This is a genomic window from Hyphomicrobium sp. (assembly GCF_051860585.1).
GTDB lineage: Bacteria > Pseudomonadota > Alphaproteobacteria > Rhizobiales > Hyphomicrobiaceae > Hyphomicrobium_C.
The window spans coordinates 235,122-254,542 of sequence record NZ_JBHYDS010000001.1; the positions used below are offsets into that span (position 1 = coordinate 235,122).

Below are 19,421 nucleotides of genomic sequence, written 5' to 3' on the forward strand. Positions count from 1 at the left end.
CCATGCGAAGCATGGCTTCGCCATGACCGCCGGGTCGCCTTGCTCCCGGGCCCTGCGGGCCAATCGGTCGAGCGTTTGGGCGGGTGAATGGCTAAAAAGCAATCGGATAAAGATGTGACGACGGGTGTTGGCGGCGCTGGTGCGCCGGCCAAGCCTTATGTCGTGCTGGCGCGCAAATACCGGCCGCAGACATTCGACGACCTGATCGGCCAGGAAACGATGGTGCAGACGTTGCGCAACGCGTTCGCGTCCGGGCGCATCGCGCATGGCTTCATGTTGACCGGCGTGCGCGGCGTCGGCAAGACCACGACCGCCCGCATCCTGGCGCGCGCGCTCAACTACGAGACCGACACGATCCACCAGCCCACGATCGATATGCCGGTGCTTGGCCGCAACTGCCGCGAGATCATGGAAAGCCGGCACCCCGACGTGATCGAGATGGACGCGGCCTCGAACACCGGCGTCGACAACATCCGCGAGATCATCGAGAGCGCGCGCTACCGGCCGCTTTCTGCCCGCACCAAGGTGTTCATCATCGACGAAGTGCACATGCTCTCGAAGGGCGCGTTCAACGCGCTCCTCAAGACGCTCGAAGAACCGCCGGGACACGTGAAGTTCATTTTCGCGACGACCGAGGTCCGCAAGGTGCCCGTGACGGTGCTGTCGCGCTGCCAGCGCTTCGACCTCAGGCGCGTCGACGTTCCGCGTCTCGCGCAGCACCTCAAAAACATCGTCGCCAACGAGGGCGCTTCGGCCGACGACGACGCGTTGACGCTCATTTCGCGCGCGGCGGAGGGCTCGGTGCGCGACGCGCTTTCGATCCTCGATCAGGCGATCTCAACGTCTTTCGGCGCGGATCGCACTCTTGGCACGGATGGCCGTGGCGGCAGCGCGGTCACAGCCGCCGACGTGCGGGCCATGCTCGGGCTTGCCGACCGCGGACGCATTTTCGATCTGCTCGAGCAGCTTGTCGCGGGCGACATCGGGCCCGCGCTGCAAGCGCTCGACCGCCTGCACCATGATGGCGCGGATGCAGCGCAAGTTCTTGCCGATCTTGCCGAGGCGACGCACATCACCGCGCGCATCAAAGCCGTTGGCGCCGACGCCGCGGGCGAAGGGCTCGCTCTCGACGAAAAGCGCCGTGCGGGTGGTTTGGGGGATCGCCTCTCGATGGCGCTGCTGGCGCGCCTCTGGCAGATGCTGCTCAAGGGTCTCGAAGAGGCCGGCAAGGCGCCGAATCCATTGTCGGCAGCCGAGATGGTGCTGATCCGGATCGCACACACGTCGGACCTGCCGCCGCCGGACGAGATCATTCGCGCACTCGGCGGCGCGCCGATTGCCCGGAGGTCCGGCGACCGGCCTTCGGCTCCCGACCGCAACGGCGCGGGTGCACATGCCTCGTCCGATGCTGCACCGGTCGCGCGCCGCGCCGGCACTGACGCGACCTCAGACGACGACGCCGCCAACGAAGTCGACTCGGAGAACCCCGGAGATTTCGACTTTCCCTCCGACGGCGGGATCGAAGATGAGGCGGATGACGACAGCGCGCCCGCCGTGAAGGCGTCTGGCACGTCGCTCCGGCCGCTGTTGCGATTTGCGGACGTCGTCGCGCTTGCCGGTGACCGGCGCGACGTGAAGCTGCGTATCGCGCTCGAAGAGCAGGTCAGCCTGGTACGCTACGACGGGACGGCCGGCGCTATCGACTTGTTCCTGCTGCCGGGCGCGAACGCCGACGTCGCCAACGATCTGCGCGAAAAGCTCAACAAGTGGACGGGCCGCCGCTGGATCGTGGCGCTGTCGAAGGTGCCCGGCGAGCGGCCCATCGGAGAAGTCCGGCGCGAGCGCGAGGCCCGCGATCTCGCCACGCTCAAGCAGCACCCGGCCGTGGCCGCCGTGCTGGAGGCCTTCCCCGACGCCGAAGTGACTCCGGTGCGCCCCGTGCAGCGCGACCGGGATGACGACAGCAAGACGGGGTGAGATTGGGCAGCAGGCAGCAGGCAGCAGGCAGCAGGCAGCAGGCAGCAGGCAGCAGGCAGTAGGCAGTAGGCAGTAGGCAGTAGGCAGTAGGCAGTAGGCAGTAGGCAGTAGGCAGTATCAAAACGGCATTTGGCCGCGGTGAGCGCAACAACGGCCGCCCGATTTTCACGGGCGGCCGCTTTATTTTGAGCTTTTCGTCCCTATTCGTCAAAGTACGCTGAAGCGATTTTCGAGCGGCTTTCCATCCGGCCAGAATGCCGTGTCCTTGCCTTTATCCAGCTTTTTGTCTCCGTCCACGTCCTGATAAAGCGATCCCCACAGTATCATTCCGCTCGTGAGTTCTTTTCCGAGGTCGACGCTGACATTGCGGTGATCGCCGGCGGGAAGCGGAGCGTAGCCGAGCACGTCGCCCTTCGCCTTGCCTTCGGCGTCGCTGCCGTACACCGCGACGTAACCGTCTGTCGGCAGGTAAACGTAGCTGAAGCTGACGGCCTTGCTCCCGCTGCGCTGATCAAAAACGATTACCGACGGATCGGTGAGCGCCTCTCCCGCAGCCTGGGCCTTTGGCGCTTGCGGTGCCGCAAACGCATTCATGACGAACAGCGGTGCGCACAGAAGGGCGGCTGCGCCAAGACCAGAGCGATACATTTTCATAAGCGTTCCTCATCACATTTCTCGCCGAAACCATTTCGGCGTTCCTGCGAATTCAACGCGCGCGGCGACAGTTCGCTCCTTCACATCGGATAACGTCTATTTCAGCCAAATTGATTTTTCGGCCGGCGTAATTTGCGTTATTGCCGCCCCTTATGGAAACAGGCTTACGTGGTTTTGCGTGGTTTCAAATGTCGGATGCGATCACCAAGCGCATGCGGCGATCGCATCCGCCTGCCATGCTGCACCCATCCGGGAATTGCTCCCGATTTTCGACGGGAGCGCCTCGTCCCCTCCCCGTCCAACATTAGCAATGTTATAGCATGATGATTGTCATCGTCCCTGAGGGGGCACGAGGGAGACACGCATGCGTTGCTTTTCACTTTCGATCGCCGTGCTGACGGTCATGGCCGGATCCGCCTTCGCTGCTTCCGAAGGCAAGTTCTCGAAAGCCACCGTTGACGGCATCACCAAGTCGCTGACGGCCGAAGGCTGCAAGCTCGGTGAAATCTCGTCCGGCGACGGGTTCTATGCCGTTTCGAAAGCCGAGTGCGCCGACGGCACGTACACCATCACCGTCGATACCAATTTCAAGATCACCGACAAAAAGAAGAAAGAGTAGCTCCGCGCACCTTCTCCCGCACCAGGATGCGATTGGAACACTTGGCCGGGCGAAAGCCCGGCTCTTTTTTTGCCTCGGGGCATTTCGCGACGCGTCGCGTGCTCCCACGTATGATCGTGAGGAGGCTGGCGCCATGGACGATCCCTTCAACCTGCAACGCTTCGTGGACGCGCAGTCGCTCGTCTACGGGACCGTGCTGCGTGAGCTGCGCGCCGGGCGCAAGACCACCCACTGGATCTGGTTCATCTTTCCGCAAGAGAAGGGCCTTGGCCGCAGCGCCATGTCGGAGCGTTATGCGATCTCGTCCCTCGACGAGGCGCGCGCCTACCTCGCCCACCCGATCCTTGGCGGCCGTCTCAAGGAATGCGCCGGACTGGTGTGCTCCCGCCGCGACGTGACGCTGGGCGACATCCTGGGTGAACTCGACGCCAAGAAGTTCAGATCCTCGATGGCGCTTTTCGAGCGCGCCGGGGGCGATTTGGCACGATGCGGCACCTGAGAAAATGGCCTAGACTCCGGGACATAGATACCCGGTAGGAGGACCGATGAAAGACCTGATGGGCATGATGAAGCAAGTCCAGGACATGCAGGCGCGCATGCAGCGCATGCAGGAGGAGCTTGGTGCGCTCGAAGTCACCGGCTCGTCCGGCGGCGGCCTGGTCTCGGTCACGCTCACCGGCAAGGGCGACATGAAACGCGTCCGCATCGATCCGTCGCTGCTCAAGCCCGAAGAGGCGGAGATCATCGAGGATCTCATTGTCGCCGCGTCGAGTGATGCCAAAAGCAAGGTCGAGGCGCAGCTCCAGGAAAAGATGAGCGAAGTGACCGGCGGTCTTCCGCTGCCACCCGGCATGAAGCTTTTTTGACAGCAAGACCACCCCCGTCGCGGCCGCCGCGAAATTTATTTCACTCCAAGGCGCCGCAAAGCGCTGCGAGCCGTTGAAAAGCGCGGGGTTCTGGCCTATCTGCGGGCGCTTGCTCATAGTGCTGTGCACGCGAGCTGTTCTTTCGACCGTGATCGCGTCCGGTCCCAGTGAAGTGCGACGCGCCAATCATTGTTAAGGGAGCTTCTCCTTGGACAGCGTTCTCATTATCGGAGCCGGCGCGGCCGGTTCGGTCACGGCGCAGAAGTGCGCCATGAATCGCGACGTTTTCAAAAAGGTTCATCTGGCGTCCCGGCGCCTCGAGAGCTGCGAGAAAGTCGCCAAGCTCTGCGTCACGCCGATCGAGATCTCGCAGGTCGACGCGGACATCGTCGACGAGGTCGTCGCGCTGCTCGATCGCGTCAAGCCGGATCTCCTGATCAACATGGCGCTCCCCTACCAGGATCTGCCGATCATGGATGCCTGCCTCAAGGCCGGCGTGCATTACATGGATACGGCCAACTACGAGCCGCGCGACGTGGCGAAGTTCGAGTACTCGTGGCAGTGGGCCTACCAGGACAAGTATGCCTCGAAGGGCATCATGGGCGTGCTCGGCTGCGGCTTCGATCCGGGCGTGTCGAACATCTTCTGCGCCTATGCGCAGGAGCACCTGTTCGACACCATCGACACGATTGACATTATCGACTGCAACGACGGCAGCCACGGCAAGTCGTTCGCCACCAACTTCAATCCGGAGATCAATCTCCGCGAGGTGACGCAGCGCGGCAAGTACTGGAAGAACGGGGCGTGGATCGACATCGATCCGCTGACGATCTCGTGCATGATCGACTACCCGGAAGTGGGTCCGCGCAAGAGCTACCTCATCTATCACGAGGAGGAGGAGAGCCTCGTCCAGAACATCAAGGGTCTGAAGCAGATCCGCTTCTGGATGACGTTCTCGGACAACTACATCAAGCATCTCGACGTGCTGCAGAGCGTGGGCATGACGCGGATCGATCCCGTCATGTACAAGGGCCATCCCGTGATCCCGATGGAGTTCCTGAAGGAGCTGCTGCCGCCGCCGTCGTCGCTGGGCGAGAACTACACCGGCCGCACATCGATCGGCTGCATCATCGACGGCACGAAGGACGGCAAGCGCAAGACGGTGCTGATCTATAACGTTTGCGATCACGCCCAGTGCTACAAGGAGACCAAGGCGCAGGCCGTGTCCTACACGACCGGCGTGCCGCCTGTCGTCGGCGCGATCCAGATGTTCCAGGGCGCGTGGACCGGCAAGGGCGTGTTCAACGTCGAGCAGCTTCCCTCGAAGCCGTTCCTCGACGAGCTCGCCAAGCAGGGCCTGCCCTGGCACGTCCTCGACATGACGCCCGCCGACCAGGCGGAGCTGTTCGCGGTCCGGACGTAAGCTCTCTTATCAATCACGGAAAAATGGGTGGCTTGGGCCGCCCATTTTTTTGTTCCCATACGGCCGTTTCCCTTGAGATAACTGTCGCGTTGGCGGGTATGCGGATCGATGCGCAGTCCCCGGGGGAGCAGTCGATGCAAGACAGAACCGAGCAGAGCTTTGCGGACCTGCCCAGCAGCGTTGCGCGCGGCCCCGTCATCGTCACGGTGCACGGCACGAACGATGCGCACGCCGACGACGAGGGCGAGCGCTGGTGGCAGCGCGGGTCCAGGTTCACGGAACGCTTGATCTATGACCTCGCGCAGCGCGGCGTTAGCGGCGTCGAAATCGTGCCGCTGCACTGGAGCGGGCAGAACTCGGACTTCGATCGCCTGCGCGGCGCGGCCGAGCTGGCGCGCTCGTTGCGCAAGCTCGATGCGGCCGGCCGGCCGCACGCGATTATCGCACACAGCCACGGCGGCAACGTCACCGTTGAAGGGCTGACGCGCGCACGGCGATCGACGCATCGCGGCGGCATCATTTCGTTCGGCACACCGTTCTTCGCGCGCCGTCTCAAAACCGTGCCGATGCTGATCGCGCTGTTCCAGGCCCTGCTCGGGCTCGTCATTCCGCCGATCATGGTCTGGTATCTGGCCGAGATCCTGCCGTCGGACAGGACCAAGAAGATCGAAGCTGTGGTGGTCTTCGGCGGCCTGCTGGCGCTCGGGCTGTGGAGCCTCGCTGCGGGGTTGCGCAAGCTCGCGCGTCGCCGTCTCGCCACGCGGCTGCTTGCAGCGTCGCTCGCGCCCTCGCAATGGCTCGTGGTGCACAGCCCCCGCGACGAAGCCATGCAGTTGCTCGAGCGGGCGGCGCAGATTTCGCCGCAGTACGTCAAGACGGCCTCGGCCATGCGGTCGCTGACGGCCTTCGCGTCTCTGGCAGGCGTCGTGGGCACTGCGCTGTTCTTCATGTGGACCGGCTCCTATTTCCTCGATCCGATCCTGACGAAGGTGCGGGCCGGAGAGTTCGGGCTCGGCACGGCTGCGGACTTCACGTTCCTGCTGCTCGTGCCGGTCGTGTACGGCGCGGTATTCTTCGCCATCTGGCTCATCGCGCGCGCGGGCGGGGCGTTCCTCTACGCCAAGTTCCTCACGTCGGCGATCCACGGCGGCGTGATCGGCGCGGCATTCGGAGGCGACGGGCCGTACAAGCTCGTCGGCGTGACGCGGCTGCCGCCCTATCTCGTTCAGGCCCGCGAAGAGCGCATCGAGGCGATTGATCTCGGCGGGATCAACGACGCGGCATTGTTCGACGCCGCGCAGGGCCTCTATAACAGCGTTGTCGCCAACGATGCGCCGGATGGCGGCATCCCCAATCCGGATGTGATGTGGAAGCGGTTGAGCGACGCGCTCTATCACAACGCGTACATGCGCGACGATGGCGTCATCGCGACGGTTGCCGACCACATCTCCGCAACGCTGAAGCCGGCGCGCTAGAGCATTTGTTTTATCGTGCTTCTTATCGGAAAACCGGTGCCCACTTTTCCGGAACCACTCTTAAGCCCTATTCAGATGGCTTCGGGCGTTGTTCGGGGCGCCCTCGCCACTCGCCCGGCGCGAAAAAATGTCTCGCCTTGGAATAAAAAAAGGCCGGTGTCGGACCAATTGTGGCGTTGCGCGTCCCCAGTGGAGTCACAAATTTTGCTGAACGTTGATCGTGTGATTCGAATCTCAGACAGCGGGGACCCCCATGGCTCAACTTTCCCAGAAGCTCGCGGAGATGCATCGACGTCTGGCGGAAAACGCGCAGGAGGAGCAGGCGCTCGTGCGCGCGCTCAACGCCGCGCTCAACCACGTCGATGAAAAGCTCCTTTCCGAAATCCGCCAGGTGACGGCTCAGCATGAAGTGCGGCGCGCCGTGATCATGAACGAGTTGCAGGGGCTAGCGTCGCGGCTGTGCGCGTTCCCGGCGCAGAACGCGGAGCCCGTGGCGGCGATCGTCGACCAGAACTACGCCTCCGATCCCGGCCGCTCGACGCACGCGCCGGGGAACTGGCGGATTGCGGCGCAGAACATCGAGGACGATCTCGACTTCTATACGGACACTCCCGCGGCCAGCCATTAGCAAAAGTCGCTTGACGGACGACCCCGCGCAGATCAGACCTCGCCGCGCGCGAGGCTGCGATGCCGGGGGATAGCATGTCCGAAGCCGAGATCCTGTCGATCCGAAACGAGCTGACCGGACTGGTCCTCACCGTGGTGTCCGTCAGCTTCGGAATGATCTCGGCCTACATCGTCGGATTGTGGCTGTTCCTCAAGGACTGCCCGTTGCTCCTCCGGTGCACCGCGTTCGCGCTTCTCTCCTGCGGGCTGGCTTTCATGGGCGGCGTGACGGCTGGCCTCAACGCCCTGCTGCTCGGCACAGAGCGCGCATGGGGCGGGATCTCAAAGCCCGCCACGGGCATTGCCAGCTTCGGCGCCGAGCGGCCGGACTACCTGCTCGGCCTCTCGCTCTACGACCTCTCGGCCGCGATTGGCGGCCTGGCATTCCTGACGATCTATCTCGCGCTGTTCTTCCTCACCTTCGCGGCGAAGCGCTGGAAGTCTTCACATTGCGATGCCATATAGCGCGCTCCGCCCCTCTTCGCCGGCTCGGGCGGGGCCTCCCGCTCAATTTTGGAACGCAAGCGACCATGATCCCGCAGATTCCCGACAACATCCGGACGCCCGCCTATGTGCTCGACGTGGCGGCGCTCAAGCGGAATCTGGCGACGGCCACGCGCGTGCGCCAGGAAGCCGGCGTCAAGATCCTGCTCGCAACCAAGGCGTGGGCCATGCCGGCCGCGTTTCCGCTGATGCGCGACGTGCTGGACGGCACGACCGCGTCCGGCGAATACGAGGCGCGCATGGGCCGCGAGGAGTTCGGCCGCGAGGTTCACGTTTACGCGCCGGCCTACGGGCCCGGCGAAATCGAGCGCCTGACGGGCATCGCGGATCACATCTATGCCAACTCTCCAGAGCAGATGGAGAAGGTCGTGAGCATCGTGCGTGCCTCCGGCCGCAGCGGGCTGGCCGTCGGCGCGCGCATCAATCCCGGATATTCGAACGCGACCGTCGGTGGCGCGCTCTACGATCCCTGCGCCCCGTGCTCGCGGTTCGGCACGACCGTCGAGGACATCGACCAGCTGCCGTGGGACGACATCGATATCTTTCACGTGCACACGCTGTGCGAATCCCTGGCCGACGGATCGGTCGGCCTGATCGAGCATGTCGCGCGCTCGTTCGAGCCGTATCTGCGCCGGGTCAAGGCCGTGAACTTCGGCGGCGGCCATTACATGAACAAGCCCGGTTACGATGTCGGCAAGCTGATCGCGGCGCTCAAGGCGTTCCGGGCCGAGTTCGGCGTCGAGGTCTATCTCGAGCCGGGCGCGGGGCTGGTCGTCGACACGGGATATCTCGTCTCGACGGTCATCGGCCTGCACTTCAACGAGCGCGAGATCGCGATCCTGGACGCGTCCGCCTCGACGCATATGCCGGACGTGCTCGAAGTGCCGTATACGCCGGCCATTCTCGGCGCCGAAAAGCCCGGCGTGCTCGCGCACTCCTACATTCTCGGCGGTAAAACCTGCATGACCGGCGACGTGATCGGCGAGTATTCGTTCAACGCGCCGCTGGTGCCCGGTTCGCGCGTGATCTTCAGCGACATGATGCAATACTCGTTCGTGAAGAACACCACGTTCAACGGCACGCCGCTGCCGGATCTCGCGATGCTGCACGAGGATGGCCGCTACGAGGTGGTGCGCACGTTCGGATATGAAGAGTTCCGGCGTCGGCTCGGTTAGCACTTCGTCGGGCGATCAACATCTCGCCGTCGCTCTTCGCAGGCCATCGACCGGATACTTAATGTGCCCGTTAAACTCGACCTTAGATTCATCGGTCGATCGCCGATCGCTGTGTTAGCTAGCTGGACGTGTTCGAGCAGCTGGGTGGGGCAATCGTCGATGATTTTGCGTCAGTGTCTGGCGATGGTTACAGCGTTAATCAGTCTCAGCGGCGACGCGCTTGCTCAGACTGGCCCGAAAGCAACTCTCGCGACGACAGAGGGTGTCAGTACTACGGCTACCGAACTCCCCGACGATTTCAAGATCAACATGATGATCCGATCGACGGTGATTGCCATCAACCAAGCCAACAAAACCGCGAATTATTCCGTACTCAGAGGCCTTGGCTCGCCGCGCTTTCAAGACGCGAACAGCGCGGAAAAGCTCGCGAGCATTTTCGCCGCCCTGCGCAAAAGCAAGTTTGACCTTTCGCCAGTCCTTTTCTTTACGCCAACGATGCAGCAAGTCCCGGCGCTCCAGAATAACGAACTGCGCCTCAACGGCTTCTTCGACACCGTCCCACAGCGCGTGCACTTCGATTTCCTGTTCGAGAGCGTCGAGGGCGAGTGGATGATTTATGCGCTCAACATTGGCACGCAGCCTTCTCCTGCGGTTTCAGCGCCTGCGCCGGAAGCTCCGATCAAGCGCGACTGATCGGCAATCTGCTCAGGGGCTACGTAAACTTCCGTATAAGTTTACTCTGCATACGCTCGACTTGTTGCCGTTCAACATCGGAGCAACGACCATCGTTGGTTAACTGAGCCGTTTGCTGTTGTTCTGCACCAACGAAAATGCGCTTGTGAATGTAGCTTCTGGAAGAATTTCGGATCCGCTGAGTCCGAGCGGCGTGCCTCACGATCCCGTTCGTCGCGTCCTCCGCAAGCTGCGTAAGCGTATGTGGAGTTGCGTACCGATGGAACAGATCCCGAAGCCCGGCGCCATTGCGCCTCGCCATACAACGCGTTTGCGGTCAGCGGTCAGCGTGTTCGCGATGAGTATCGTCGCCGCCGGGCCGGTATCAGCGGCCGGGTCCAATACCGGCGCAGGAGCGGCGACACCGGCAACGCCGGCGGCGTTGATCACCAGCACACCTCAGCTCTCCAACGTCGGAGATGGAGGGTGCGCATGGCAATATACAAAAGCCATCAACGATCTTGGTAAGCAGGCCTTGATCGCCAACGACGTCGGCCTTGCAGCAAACGCAGTCGGCGCCGCCGCCAGCGTCACCGGTCTCATCGCCTCCGAGGTTGCAGCCTCCGCACAAGCGGCTTCGTTTGGTGTGCTAGCAGGTGGCCTTGTGGCGGCTGCGGCAGGAGACCCCTTTCTTGCGGCAGCGCCGGGTCTTTTGGTCTCCGCTGGAGCTGCAACCGCCCTAACAATTTCATCAGGCGTTGATGCCGTCGCGCTTGCTGCCGCTATTGTCGGGGCCGGATCCACCGTCGGAGGCGTTGCCTCGCAGATCGCGGCTCAGGTCTTCAGTCATGAGCAGTCCGACCTGAACGCTTACGTGACGGAAACCTTGCCGCTGTGCGACACCACATTCACAGGCACCGTTACGGTGACGGACGGCGGCGTGAACGTATCCGGCGTTTCCATTTTCAATGATGATGTCGGCGTGGACGGAGACGTCAATGCCAGCGGGAACGTGACCGCCAGCCAGGTGAAGACGACGCAGGGCATGTCCGCCTTTGGCGGCGCGATCACGATCGGCGACGCGAGCGGCACGACCTACTCCAGCGGTATCACTTTGGGAGGTGGCGCGCTGTCGGGTGCAGGTACTGGCGGTGCCGAAGCCTTCACCGGCCACCGGGACGCAGTCGCCGTCGGCAACGGCTCCGTCGCGTCTAACGCGAACGATACCGCGCTTGGCACGAACGCGAAGGCAACAGGCGGCGGCGCAACGGCGCTCGGAGCGAACTCGGACGCATCCGGTCTGAATTCGATCGCGGTAGGAGCGTCAAGCGCGGGCGGCGAGAACGACATTGCGATCGGCAAGGACAATTCGACCGGAATTGGCGGGAACAACAGCGTCCTTGGCAACGGAATCGCAATTCTCAACGGTGGCGCGAATAACACCGTTTTGGGAAGCGGCCACCAGGTGGACGGCGATAACAACTTCGTTGCTGGCGATCCCAATACGGTGACCGGAAACGACAACCAAGTTTCAGGCAACGACAATACCGTGACCGGCGACCGCAATCAGGTGGCGGGCAATACCAACACCGCAACTGGTTCTGAGAACCAAGTGGCCGGCAACGACAACACCGCTGACGGGAGTGCAAACTTTGTTGGTGGCAACGCCTCGACCGCGACCGGCAATCGCAACATCGTTGTCGGCAACGCAGCGTCGGCGAGCGGCAACAGCCTGGTCGCAATCGGCGACCAAGCGTCCGCGACCGGCGCTGGCGTTGTGGCGATAGGCCCGGGCGCTGTCGTCGACGGTACTCTTTCGACCGCGACCGGCGCAGGCGCCTCGGCATTGCAGACTTTCGGCTCGACTGCGACCGGCGCACTTTCAAACTCGGATTTCAGCTCATTCGCGACTGCGGCCGGATTCGGCTCCGACGCCAGCACCAGCTTTGGCTCAACATCGACCGGGGCTTTCGCGACCGTCACGGGTACGTCTTTTGCGACAGCTAACGGGTTCGGCGCGACGGTTGCCACAGGCACGATCGGTGGAACCGCCAGTGGCGCATTTGCAGAGGCGCACGCAAACAACGCTTCTGCTTACGGCATCGGCTCGGACGCGCGTGCCGTCAACTCGACGGCGATCGGCGCCAACGCCGATTCGTCGGGGGTCAGCGCAACGGCGGTGGGCTGGAGTTCGGATGCGCGGGGCGCGGGCTCCATCGCGATCGGAGATTCTTCGGCGACCCAAATCAACGCTGTCGCCGTGGGAACCGGCGCTGGCGCGTTTGGCGCGAATTCCTCGGCCATCGGACAGGGCTCGCGCGCGTTGGCCGACAACAGCAATGCAGTTGGTACGGGCTCAGTCGTCAATGCCGGACACACCAACTCCACGGCCCTCGGTACGGGCGCAAGCACGACTTATGACAATCAGGTCATGCTTGGATCGGCTTCGCAGACCTACACAGCTCCCGGCATAACGTCCCAACAGAGTGTCGACCGCCAGTCAGGACCGTTGCAGCTCGCAACGACAGACGCCGCGGGCAACCTCGCGACCGACCACGGGACAACATTCGAGGCCATTGCCCGGCTGCAGGCCGGCGTGTCGCTCGCGCTCGCCGCGGAGGCGCCTTCGCTCACCCAGTCGGAGAACTTCGGTATGCGTGTGGGTTGGGGCAATTTCAACGGCGACGGCAATGCGGTGGCGTGGAGCGCGATCGGCGTCATGTGCCGCAACTGCGTCTCGTTTGGAGACCGGATCGCCGTTGACGCGTCGGTCGGTGCTGGCTGGTCGGAGTACAAGACCTATAGCGCCGGCAACATCATCGGCGGTCGCGCTGGCGTACAGTGGACCTGGTGATCCGAGACGCTTGAACAAGCCGGGGGAAGATCCCCGGCCTACTTCTTAACGCTGCGCGCGGCAGCCCTGCAGGCAGCGGGTGACCTGCGCGCCGCAGGTGGGGCTGTCCTTGGTGGCGCGGCGGCACGAGTTTTCCTGCGCGTAGCACCGCTGAGCGCAGTCGTTCGCGACCGAGACTTCGGGAAGCGCGGACGAAGCTGCCGCCACGCACAAGGCGGCGATGGCTAGGCTTAGTGTCCGGCTCACGACGTCAGTCTCCTTCTCGTTTCGCTGCTTGCTGTCCGCATGACGTTGGCCGCAATCCTACCAGCGATCACGCAAGAAGCAGAGGCCATCATCCAATGCGAAAGATGGTTTACGCTGCGTACGATGAACGTTACCTGAACCGGCGGTCAAGCACCGGGCGCGTTTGAGGTTTTAGCTCCAAGTCGCACATTCGAGCCGTGGCCTACGGAGGGGTAATCGCGCGGGCGGTCCGGTTCGTTCCGTGCTGGCGTGTCCGCACGCCTCTCCCGGTCCGCTAAAATGCGAATTCTTCGAACACATGATCGATGCAGCCGCGCCAGGGGCCTTCGAAACGCTCGAGAAGCTCGTCGGCCACCGTCCGCCCGGAGCCGACGAGGCGTTCGAGCGGGGCCAGGTAGATGGTCTCGTCCTGGCTCTTGGCGTTGATCTCGCGGCGGTTGCGCAGGCCGAGCCGGGAAATGCGCAACGCCTCCAGAGAGAGTTGCTGGACGTTCGTATCGCGGAACGGCGCCGCCAGCGCGGTGCGCGGCACCGCCTCGCGCAGCGCCTGCCGTTCTTCGGCCGTCCACGTCTTGACGAGGTCCCACGCGGCATCGAGCGCGACGTCGTCGTAGAGCAGGCCGACCCAAAATGCCGAAAGCGCGCAGATGCGCGTCCAACGTCCGCCATCCGCGCCGCGCATTTCGAGAAAGCGCTTCAGGCGCACCTCCGGGAACAGCGTCGTCAGGTGATCCGACCAGTCGTCAATGGTCGGCAGCTCGCCCGGCATCGCGGCCAGCTTGCCCTGCATGAAGTCGCGGAACGAAGCGCCGGCGACATCGATGTAACGGCCGCCGCGGTAGACGAAGTACATCGGAACATCGAGGGCGTAGTCGACATAGCGCTCATAGCCCATGCCGTCCTCGAAGACGAAGGGCAGCATGCCGGTGCGGCGCGGATCCGTTTCGCGCCAGACCTCGCTGCGCAGCGATTTCATGCCGTTGACGCGGCCTTCCGTGAACGGCGATGACGCAAACATCGCTGTTGCGATGGGCTGTAGCGCAAGGCTGACACGCAGCTTCTTGACCATGTCCGCCTCGTCCGCGAAGTCGAGGTTCACCTGGATGGTCGCGGTGCGGTACATCATGTCGAGGCCGCGCTTGCCGACTTGCGGCATGTAGCGCGTCATGACCTTGTAGCGCTCCTTGGGCATGCGCGGGACTTCGTCCAGCGTCCACTTGGGCGAAAAGCCGACGCCGAGAAACCCGATGCCGAGGTCTTCGCCGACATCGAGCACTTCGCGCAGATGACCCTGCGTTTCGTCCGCGGTCTCGTGCAGCGTTCTGACGGGCGCGCCGGACAGCTCGAACTGGCCGCCGGGCTCGAGGCTGATCGTGCCGCCCGGATCGCCGTCCGGGCGCTTCAGCGCGATGATGTTGTCGCCTTCGAGGATCGGCTCCCAATCGTAACGGAGGATCATGTGCTCCATGAGCGCGCGGATGCCGCGCGGTCCCGCGTAGGGCACCGGCTCAAGGGTCTCGGTGTAGAAGACGAACTTCTCGTGCTCGGTGCCGATGCGCCAGGCGTCCCTCGGCTTCTCTCCGGCCGCAATCCAGCCGACAAGGTCGGCGCGATTGCGCGCGAGCGGGCTCTTGGCCCCGTCCTGGCGGGTCGACATGCGTGGGCCTCTGGTCGTGCCACAAGTTTGTTTGGGCGGGCATTGCTCGGCAGGAGTTATGGCGAGAGGCGGACGCCTTCACAAGGGGTTGACCGGCCCCACCATGGCTGACGCCTGCTGGGCCGTCGCTGCCCGGCCACTCCGGCCGCGCGTAGGGTCTCAAGTCAGCGCAGACGCGGCCGGGGAAGGCAAGCGGCAACACGGGAGAGATCGTCCGGTATGGTTTCCGAGGCCACGCAGGCCTCCAGCCGCCGGATCATGACCGGTCCATAGTTCCCGCGCAGACAATCGACGAACGAGAGGACGCCGGCCGCCGAGCACTGCTCGACCTCGCCCATAATGACGTCCGGGGTGTTCGGATCGGGCTTGCGAGGGCGGGAAAGATCGATGTTCGGCTCGATGACGATGGCCGGCCGGTCGCGATGGCGCTGATCGCGTCCGGGGCATCCGGACGCTCGGCGACCGCCGGGACCGCCGCGAAGCCCAGCATCGAGGCGCAGGTGAGAAATGTCAGGAGCGTTCTGACTTGCATAGTCATCGTTGCAGCACCGCATGCGCGGGCCGGCCGTTCGGTATCAGGGCCGAACAGGCTCCGCGCCAGCTTGCGATGATAGGGAGGGAACGTAAACGAATCGCTCCGCGCCGGAGAAAGGTCCGGGCGGCGGTCGTGGATGGAGCAACGCCTATGAAGAACGAGGCAATGATAGCGGGCGGCATCATCGTCGCCGGGATCGCCGCCGCCGCCTTCACGCTCGACGGCGAGACGGTCCCTAACAAGAAGCAGCCCGGCGGATCGGCCGCCTGCACCTATCACGCCGGTCCGATGGACTTCGATCTCATCAACGACGGCTCGGATGCCGGGCAGCGCATCCTGCGGTCCATTCTCGCCCTGGACCGGGCGTGTGAATACGTGACGCTCGCCTATCCGGACGGGTCGCGGGAGATCATGAAGCTCGGCAAGGCCGGCCGGAAGCCCGGCGAAAAAGCACCGGGAAGCATTCCGACGTTCTAGAGTCTTTCCGGTTTTTGGTTGAATCGCGGAAAGACTCTAGCCCTTTATTTTATCGTGCTTCTTATCGGAAAACCGGTTCCCACTTTTCCGGAAGCACTCTAGCGCTCACTTAAGGCTGTCTGCCGAGAGGATCTCGCGCGCCCTGGCGCAGTCCTCATCCATCTGGCGCACCAGATCTTCCGAGGTCGCGAACTTGCGGTCGTCCCGGACCTTGTCGATGAAGCTGACTTCGATTTCGCGGCCGTAGATATCCGCGTCGAAATCGAACAGGAACACCTCCAGCACCGGATGGCCGTCGTCGAATGTCGGCCGGGTGCCGAGGTAGGCCGCGCCTTCCAGGTGGCGGCCCTCCAGCGCAACGCGCACCGCGAAAATCCCGTGCCCCAGCGCCGTGCCTTTGGGAAGCGCGATGTTGGCCGTTGGATAGCCCATGTCCGTGCCGCGCATGGCGCCGCCGACGACCGGGCCGCGCACGCTCCACGGTCGGCCCAGCGCCTCGGCCGCGCCGCGGACGTCGCCTTCGGCAAGCCTGAGGCGGACGGCCGTCGAGGAAAAGGGTTCGCCGCGGTCGGAAACCGGCTCGACGACCGTGACGCCGAAGCCGTGCGCCGCGCCGGCTTGCTTGAGTGTTTCGACCGAGCCGGCGCGGTTCTTTCCGAAGAAAAAGTGATAGCCGACAACGACGTGCGAGACGGCCAGGGCGCGAACGAGAATGTCCTCGACGAAGCGCCCGGCATCGAGGTTCGCGAGCGCCGCATCGAAGGGGAGCACGACGGCCATGTCCAGCCCCAGCGCATCGAACAACGCGAGCTTGGACTCGAGCGGCGTCAGCTCGAAATGAGGGGCGTCCGGCTTGAAGAACTGGCGCGGATGCGGCTCGAACAACAGAACGCCTGCGGCACGGGACAGGCGTCGCCCGGCTTCGACGGCCTTCCCGATCAGCACCTGATGGCCGCGATGGACGCCGTCGAAATTTCCCAGCGCGAGTGACGCGCCCATGGCCTCAGGCGGGACCGCTCGGTAGCCGTGGACGATGCGCATGTTGCTCCCTTCGGCGCTCGTTTTCGGCAGGCCGCCGCGGCGCGTTGCTCAGGCGGCCGGACGGGATGGGATCATGAGCTGGGCTTCGCCGGTGAGGACCGGCTTGCCGTTGACGGCGCAGACGGTCTCGAAGCGCGCGCGCTTCTTCTCTGGGACCAGTTCGACCAGCTTGACCGTGGTCACCACCGTGTCGCCGATCTTGACCGGCGCCCTGAAGGCCAGGGTCTGCGAAATGTAGATCGCACCCGGGCCGGGCAGCTTCATGCCGAAGACGGCTGAAATGTAGGCCGCAGACAGCATGCCGTGGGCGATGCGCTCCTTAAACATGGTCGTGGCGGCATAGTCGGCGTCGAGGTGGACGGGGTTGCGGTCGCCCGAGACATCCGCAAACAACTGGATGTCCTTTTCGCTCACCGTATTCGAAACCGAGGCTTCCTGGCCGACCGAGAGGTCTTCGAAATAGATGATGCTGGGGGCTGTCATGAAGCGCTCTCTCCTGCCGGGGCTCGTTCCGTGGCCATGGTCTAGCGGCGTCGCCGCCCGCGCGCAACTCGGCGCGCCTCCGCCGGGCCGGCGGGCGCCAACCGACAGGTGTTGCGCTCAAGCCGCAATTTGCGGTATAAGATGCAATCCCCCAATTCCATTCAACGAAATGGTTTTCGCGGTTCGCCCCGTGAAAGCCCGGAGAAGAGCCGCTATGAGCGACCGTAAGCCCCTGATGCCAAAGGCCACTGCCGTTTGGCTGGTCGAAAATACCTCGCTGTCCTTCGAGCAGATCGCCGAGTTTTGCGGCCTCCATGTCCTCGAAGTCAAAGGCATCGCCGACGGAGACGTGGCGCAGGGTATCAAGGGCCACGATCCCGTGACGTCGAGCCAGCTTACGCGCGACGAAATCGAGATCGCGGAGAAGGACCCGTCGCATTCGCTCCGCATCGCCGAGCCCAAGGTCATCATGCCGGAAGCGATCTCCAAGCGCGGACCGCGCTACACGCCGGTTTCGCGCCGCCACGACCGTCCGAACGCGGTGCTCTGGCTGCTGCGCAACCACCCGGAACTGAAGACCAGCCAGCTCATGCGCCTGGTCGGCACGACGAAGCCGACGATCGCGCAGATCAAGGACCGGACGCACTGGAACTCTCCGAACCTCGTGCCGCAGGATCCGGTGACGCTCGGGCTCTGCTCGCAGACCGATCTCGACAACGAAGTGAAGCGCGCCGCGCGCCGCATGGACCGCGAGCGCCGCGAGGCCAACAAGGAAGCCATCAAGGCCGGCACGCTGCTGCCGACCGAAGAGACGACGGCGCCTGCCGACTACGATAACGACGACGACGATGGCGACGGCGCTTTCCGTCCGACGGCCGAGATCATGCAGCCGAGAGAGGCACCCGAGGCGCGCGAAGAAACGCCCGCCGAGGAAGAAGCCCGCATGTTCGCCAAGCTGAAAGAGATGAAGGGCGCGCAGGACGAGGAAGCCGCCGAAGAAGAAGCCACCGACAAGCGCTAACGCGGCTGCGGAGGCCGTTTCCGATCACCGGGCTCGACTACTTACTGGGCTGATGCCGAGGGCGTGGGTCAGCTGAGGCCGGCCCACCACGACAGCAGCGTGTCCGTGACGAGCGCGAGGAAGATCGCGGCGCCCACGTCGCGGTTGGCGCGGAAGCGGCGCAGGCAGTTGCCGGCGTCGTTCGTATCCAAAGTCGAGACCTGCCACGCCATCTGCAGCCCGACGAGGGCGACGCCGAAAAAGAACACGAGATGCGTGCCGGCGAGGAAGCCGGCCGCAATCCAAAGCAGCAGCGCGGCGACGTAGAAGCTTCCGATCCAGAACGGCGTGTCCTCCCCGAACGTCAGCGCGGTGGACTTCAGGCCCAGCATCAGGTCGTCCTCGGTGTCCTGGTGGGCGTAGATCGTGTCGTAGCCGATCGTCCACAGCACCGAGCCGGCGTAGAGCAGGATCGGCGGCCAGCCGAGCGAGCCTTTGACGGCCGCCCAGCCCATCAGCGCGCCCCAGTTGAAGGCGAGGCCGAGAACCGCCTGCGGCCAGTAGGTGAACCGTTTCATGTACGGGTAGATGGCAACCAGCGCGAGCGACGCGATGCCGAGCAGAATCGTGAAGAGGTTGAACCAGATCAGCACGAGGAAGCCGATCAAAGACAGCGCCACGACGAACAGCAGCGCCGCCTCCGGCGAGACTTGCCCGGATGGAATGGGCCGGCTGGCCGTCCGCTGAACACGCGCGTCGAACTCGCGATCCACGTAATCGTTGTAGGCGCAGCCTGCCCCGCGCATCACCACCGCCCCGACCGCGAACAACAGCAGCATCCACATGTCGGGATACGGCTGGCCGTTCGAAACGGCGGCAAGCGTCAGAGACCACCAGCACGGAAACAGCAGCAGCCAGGTGCCGATGGGGCGATCCATGCGGGCCAGGCGCAGGTAGGGCCGCCAGGAAGCCGGGGCCAGGCGATCCACCCAGTTGCCTGCCTCGGCATCGGCGACCGCCTTTCCGCCGTCATTGGGCTCCTGGCCCGGGCTGGCCGCGCTTGCCATCATTGCGTCGTGGTCCTCGCTCTCGATTGC

General features: G+C 64.0%; 20 protein-coding genes. 13 read left to right on the plus strand and 7 right to left on the minus strand.

The window, feature by feature from the left end:
• The first annotated feature begins 87 nt into the window (after window positions 1-87).
• Window positions 88-1,977 (plus strand): DNA polymerase III subunit gamma/tau, encoded by a 1,890-nt coding sequence (locus ACTIFK_RS01060; RefSeq protein WP_439541180.1) that lies wholly within the window; start codon window positions 88-90, stop codon window positions 1,975-1,977.
• A gap of 207 nt (window positions 1,978-2,184) precedes the next feature.
• On the opposite strand, the gene ACTIFK_RS01065 is transcribed toward ACTIFK_RS01060, so the two are convergent.
• Window positions 2,185-2,625: a DUF7282 domain-containing protein gene (locus ACTIFK_RS01065; RefSeq protein ID WP_439541181.1), complete on the minus strand. Its 441-nt coding sequence runs from the start codon at window positions 2,623-2,625 to the stop codon at window positions 2,185-2,187.
• 370 nt (window positions 2,626-2,995) lie between these two features.
• Here ACTIFK_RS01065 and ACTIFK_RS01070 point away from each other — a divergent pair, with 370 nt between their 5' ends.
• From ACTIFK_RS01070 to ACTIFK_RS01115, 10 genes are all read left to right on the plus strand, one after another.
• Window positions 2,996-3,250 (plus strand): hypothetical protein, encoded by a 255-nt coding sequence (locus tag ACTIFK_RS01070; protein ID WP_439541182.1) that lies wholly within the window; start codon window positions 2,996-2,998, stop codon window positions 3,248-3,250.
• A 133-nt stretch (window positions 3,251-3,383) separates the two neighbouring features.
• Window positions 3,384-3,749: a DUF1810 domain-containing protein gene (locus ACTIFK_RS01075; RefSeq protein WP_439541183.1), complete on the plus strand. Its 366-nt coding sequence runs from the start codon at window positions 3,384-3,386 to the stop codon at window positions 3,747-3,749.
• 46 nt (window positions 3,750-3,795) lie between these two features.
• The gene (locus ACTIFK_RS01080; protein ID WP_439541184.1) at window positions 3,796-4,116 is read left to right on the plus strand and encodes a YbaB/EbfC family nucleoid-associated protein; all 321 of its coding nucleotides are present in this window, start codon (window positions 3,796-3,798) and stop codon (window positions 4,114-4,116) included.
• 208 nt (window positions 4,117-4,324) lie between these two features.
• The gene (locus ACTIFK_RS01085; protein WP_439541185.1) at window positions 4,325-5,539 is read left to right on the plus strand and encodes a saccharopine dehydrogenase family protein; all 1,215 of its coding nucleotides are present in this window, start codon (window positions 4,325-4,327) and stop codon (window positions 5,537-5,539) included.
• Window positions 5,540-5,673: 134 nt separating this feature from the next.
• The gene (locus ACTIFK_RS01090) at window positions 5,674-7,014 is read left to right on the plus strand and encodes a hypothetical protein (RefSeq protein ID WP_439541186.1); all 1,341 of its coding nucleotides are present in this window, start codon (window positions 5,674-5,676) and stop codon (window positions 7,012-7,014) included.
• A 253-nt stretch (window positions 7,015-7,267) separates the two neighbouring features.
• On the plus strand, window positions 7,268-7,642 hold the full coding sequence (locus ACTIFK_RS01095) for a hypothetical protein (RefSeq protein WP_439541187.1): 375 nt from the start codon (window positions 7,268-7,270) through the stop codon (window positions 7,640-7,642).
• Window positions 7,643-7,716: 74 nt separating this feature from the next.
• A complete protein-coding gene (locus tag ACTIFK_RS01100) occupies window positions 7,717-8,145 on the plus strand; it encodes a hypothetical protein (RefSeq protein ID WP_439541188.1) in 429 nt (142 codons plus the stop codon).
• 65 nt (window positions 8,146-8,210) lie between these two features.
• Complete coding sequence (locus ACTIFK_RS01105) at window positions 8,211-9,359, plus strand: carboxynorspermidine decarboxylase (protein WP_439541189.1); 1,149 nt, start codon at window positions 8,211-8,213, stop codon at window positions 9,357-9,359.
• A gap of 159 nt (window positions 9,360-9,518) precedes the next feature.
• Window positions 9,519-10,052 (plus strand): hypothetical protein, encoded by a 534-nt coding sequence (locus tag ACTIFK_RS01110; RefSeq protein WP_439541190.1) that lies wholly within the window; start codon window positions 9,519-9,521, stop codon window positions 10,050-10,052.
• A 259-nt stretch (window positions 10,053-10,311) separates the two neighbouring features.
• Entirely contained in the window at window positions 10,312-12,885 is a 2,574-nt protein-coding gene (locus ACTIFK_RS01115) for a beta strand repeat-containing protein (protein ID WP_439541191.1), read from the plus strand.
• Between the two features lie 45 nt (window positions 12,886-12,930).
• Here the strand turns inward: ACTIFK_RS01115 and ACTIFK_RS01120 are convergent, their stop codons facing one another.
• From ACTIFK_RS01120 to ACTIFK_RS01130, 3 genes are all read right to left on the minus strand, one after another.
• Window positions 12,931-13,131, minus strand: a complete 201-nt coding sequence (locus tag ACTIFK_RS01120; protein WP_439541192.1) for a hypothetical protein — start codon at window positions 13,129-13,131, stop codon at window positions 12,931-12,933.
• 274 nt (window positions 13,132-13,405) lie between these two features.
• Window positions 13,406-14,788: a glutamate--cysteine ligase gene (locus ACTIFK_RS01125; protein ID WP_439541193.1), complete on the minus strand. Its 1,383-nt coding sequence runs from the start codon at window positions 14,786-14,788 to the stop codon at window positions 13,406-13,408.
• 164 nt (window positions 14,789-14,952) lie between these two features.
• Entirely contained in the window at window positions 14,953-15,342 is a 390-nt protein-coding gene (locus ACTIFK_RS01130) for a hypothetical protein (RefSeq protein WP_439541194.1), read from the minus strand.
• A 131-nt stretch (window positions 15,343-15,473) separates the two neighbouring features.
• On the opposite strand from ACTIFK_RS01130, the gene ACTIFK_RS01135 reads away from it, so the two are divergent.
• Window positions 15,474-15,800, plus strand: coding sequence for a hypothetical protein (locus tag ACTIFK_RS01135; RefSeq protein ID WP_439541195.1), 327 nt, complete (start codon window positions 15,474-15,476; stop codon window positions 15,798-15,800).
• A gap of 105 nt (window positions 15,801-15,905) precedes the next feature.
• Here ACTIFK_RS01135 and ACTIFK_RS01140 read toward each other — a convergent pair whose 3' ends face one another.
• Window positions 15,906-16,841 (minus strand): bifunctional riboflavin kinase/FAD synthetase, encoded by a 936-nt coding sequence (locus ACTIFK_RS01140; RefSeq protein WP_439541196.1) that lies wholly within the window; start codon window positions 16,839-16,841, stop codon window positions 15,906-15,908.
• 48 nt (window positions 16,842-16,889) lie between these two features.
• Window positions 16,890-17,324, minus strand: coding sequence for a MaoC family dehydratase (locus ACTIFK_RS01145; RefSeq protein ID WP_439541197.1), 435 nt, complete (start codon window positions 17,322-17,324; stop codon window positions 16,890-16,892).
• 214 nt (window positions 17,325-17,538) lie between these two features.
• Between ACTIFK_RS01145 and ACTIFK_RS01150 the strand changes: the two genes are divergently transcribed.
• Window positions 17,539-18,345, plus strand: coding sequence for a DUF1013 domain-containing protein (locus ACTIFK_RS01150; protein WP_439541198.1), 807 nt, complete (start codon window positions 17,539-17,541; stop codon window positions 18,343-18,345).
• A 68-nt stretch (window positions 18,346-18,413) separates the two neighbouring features.
• Here ACTIFK_RS01150 and ubiA read toward each other — a convergent pair whose 3' ends face one another.
• On the minus strand, window positions 18,414-19,391 hold the full coding sequence (gene ubiA, locus ACTIFK_RS01155) for a 4-hydroxybenzoate octaprenyltransferase (RefSeq protein WP_439541546.1): 978 nt from the start codon (window positions 19,389-19,391) through the stop codon (window positions 18,414-18,416).
• Window positions 19,392-19,421: the final 30 nt, after the last annotated feature.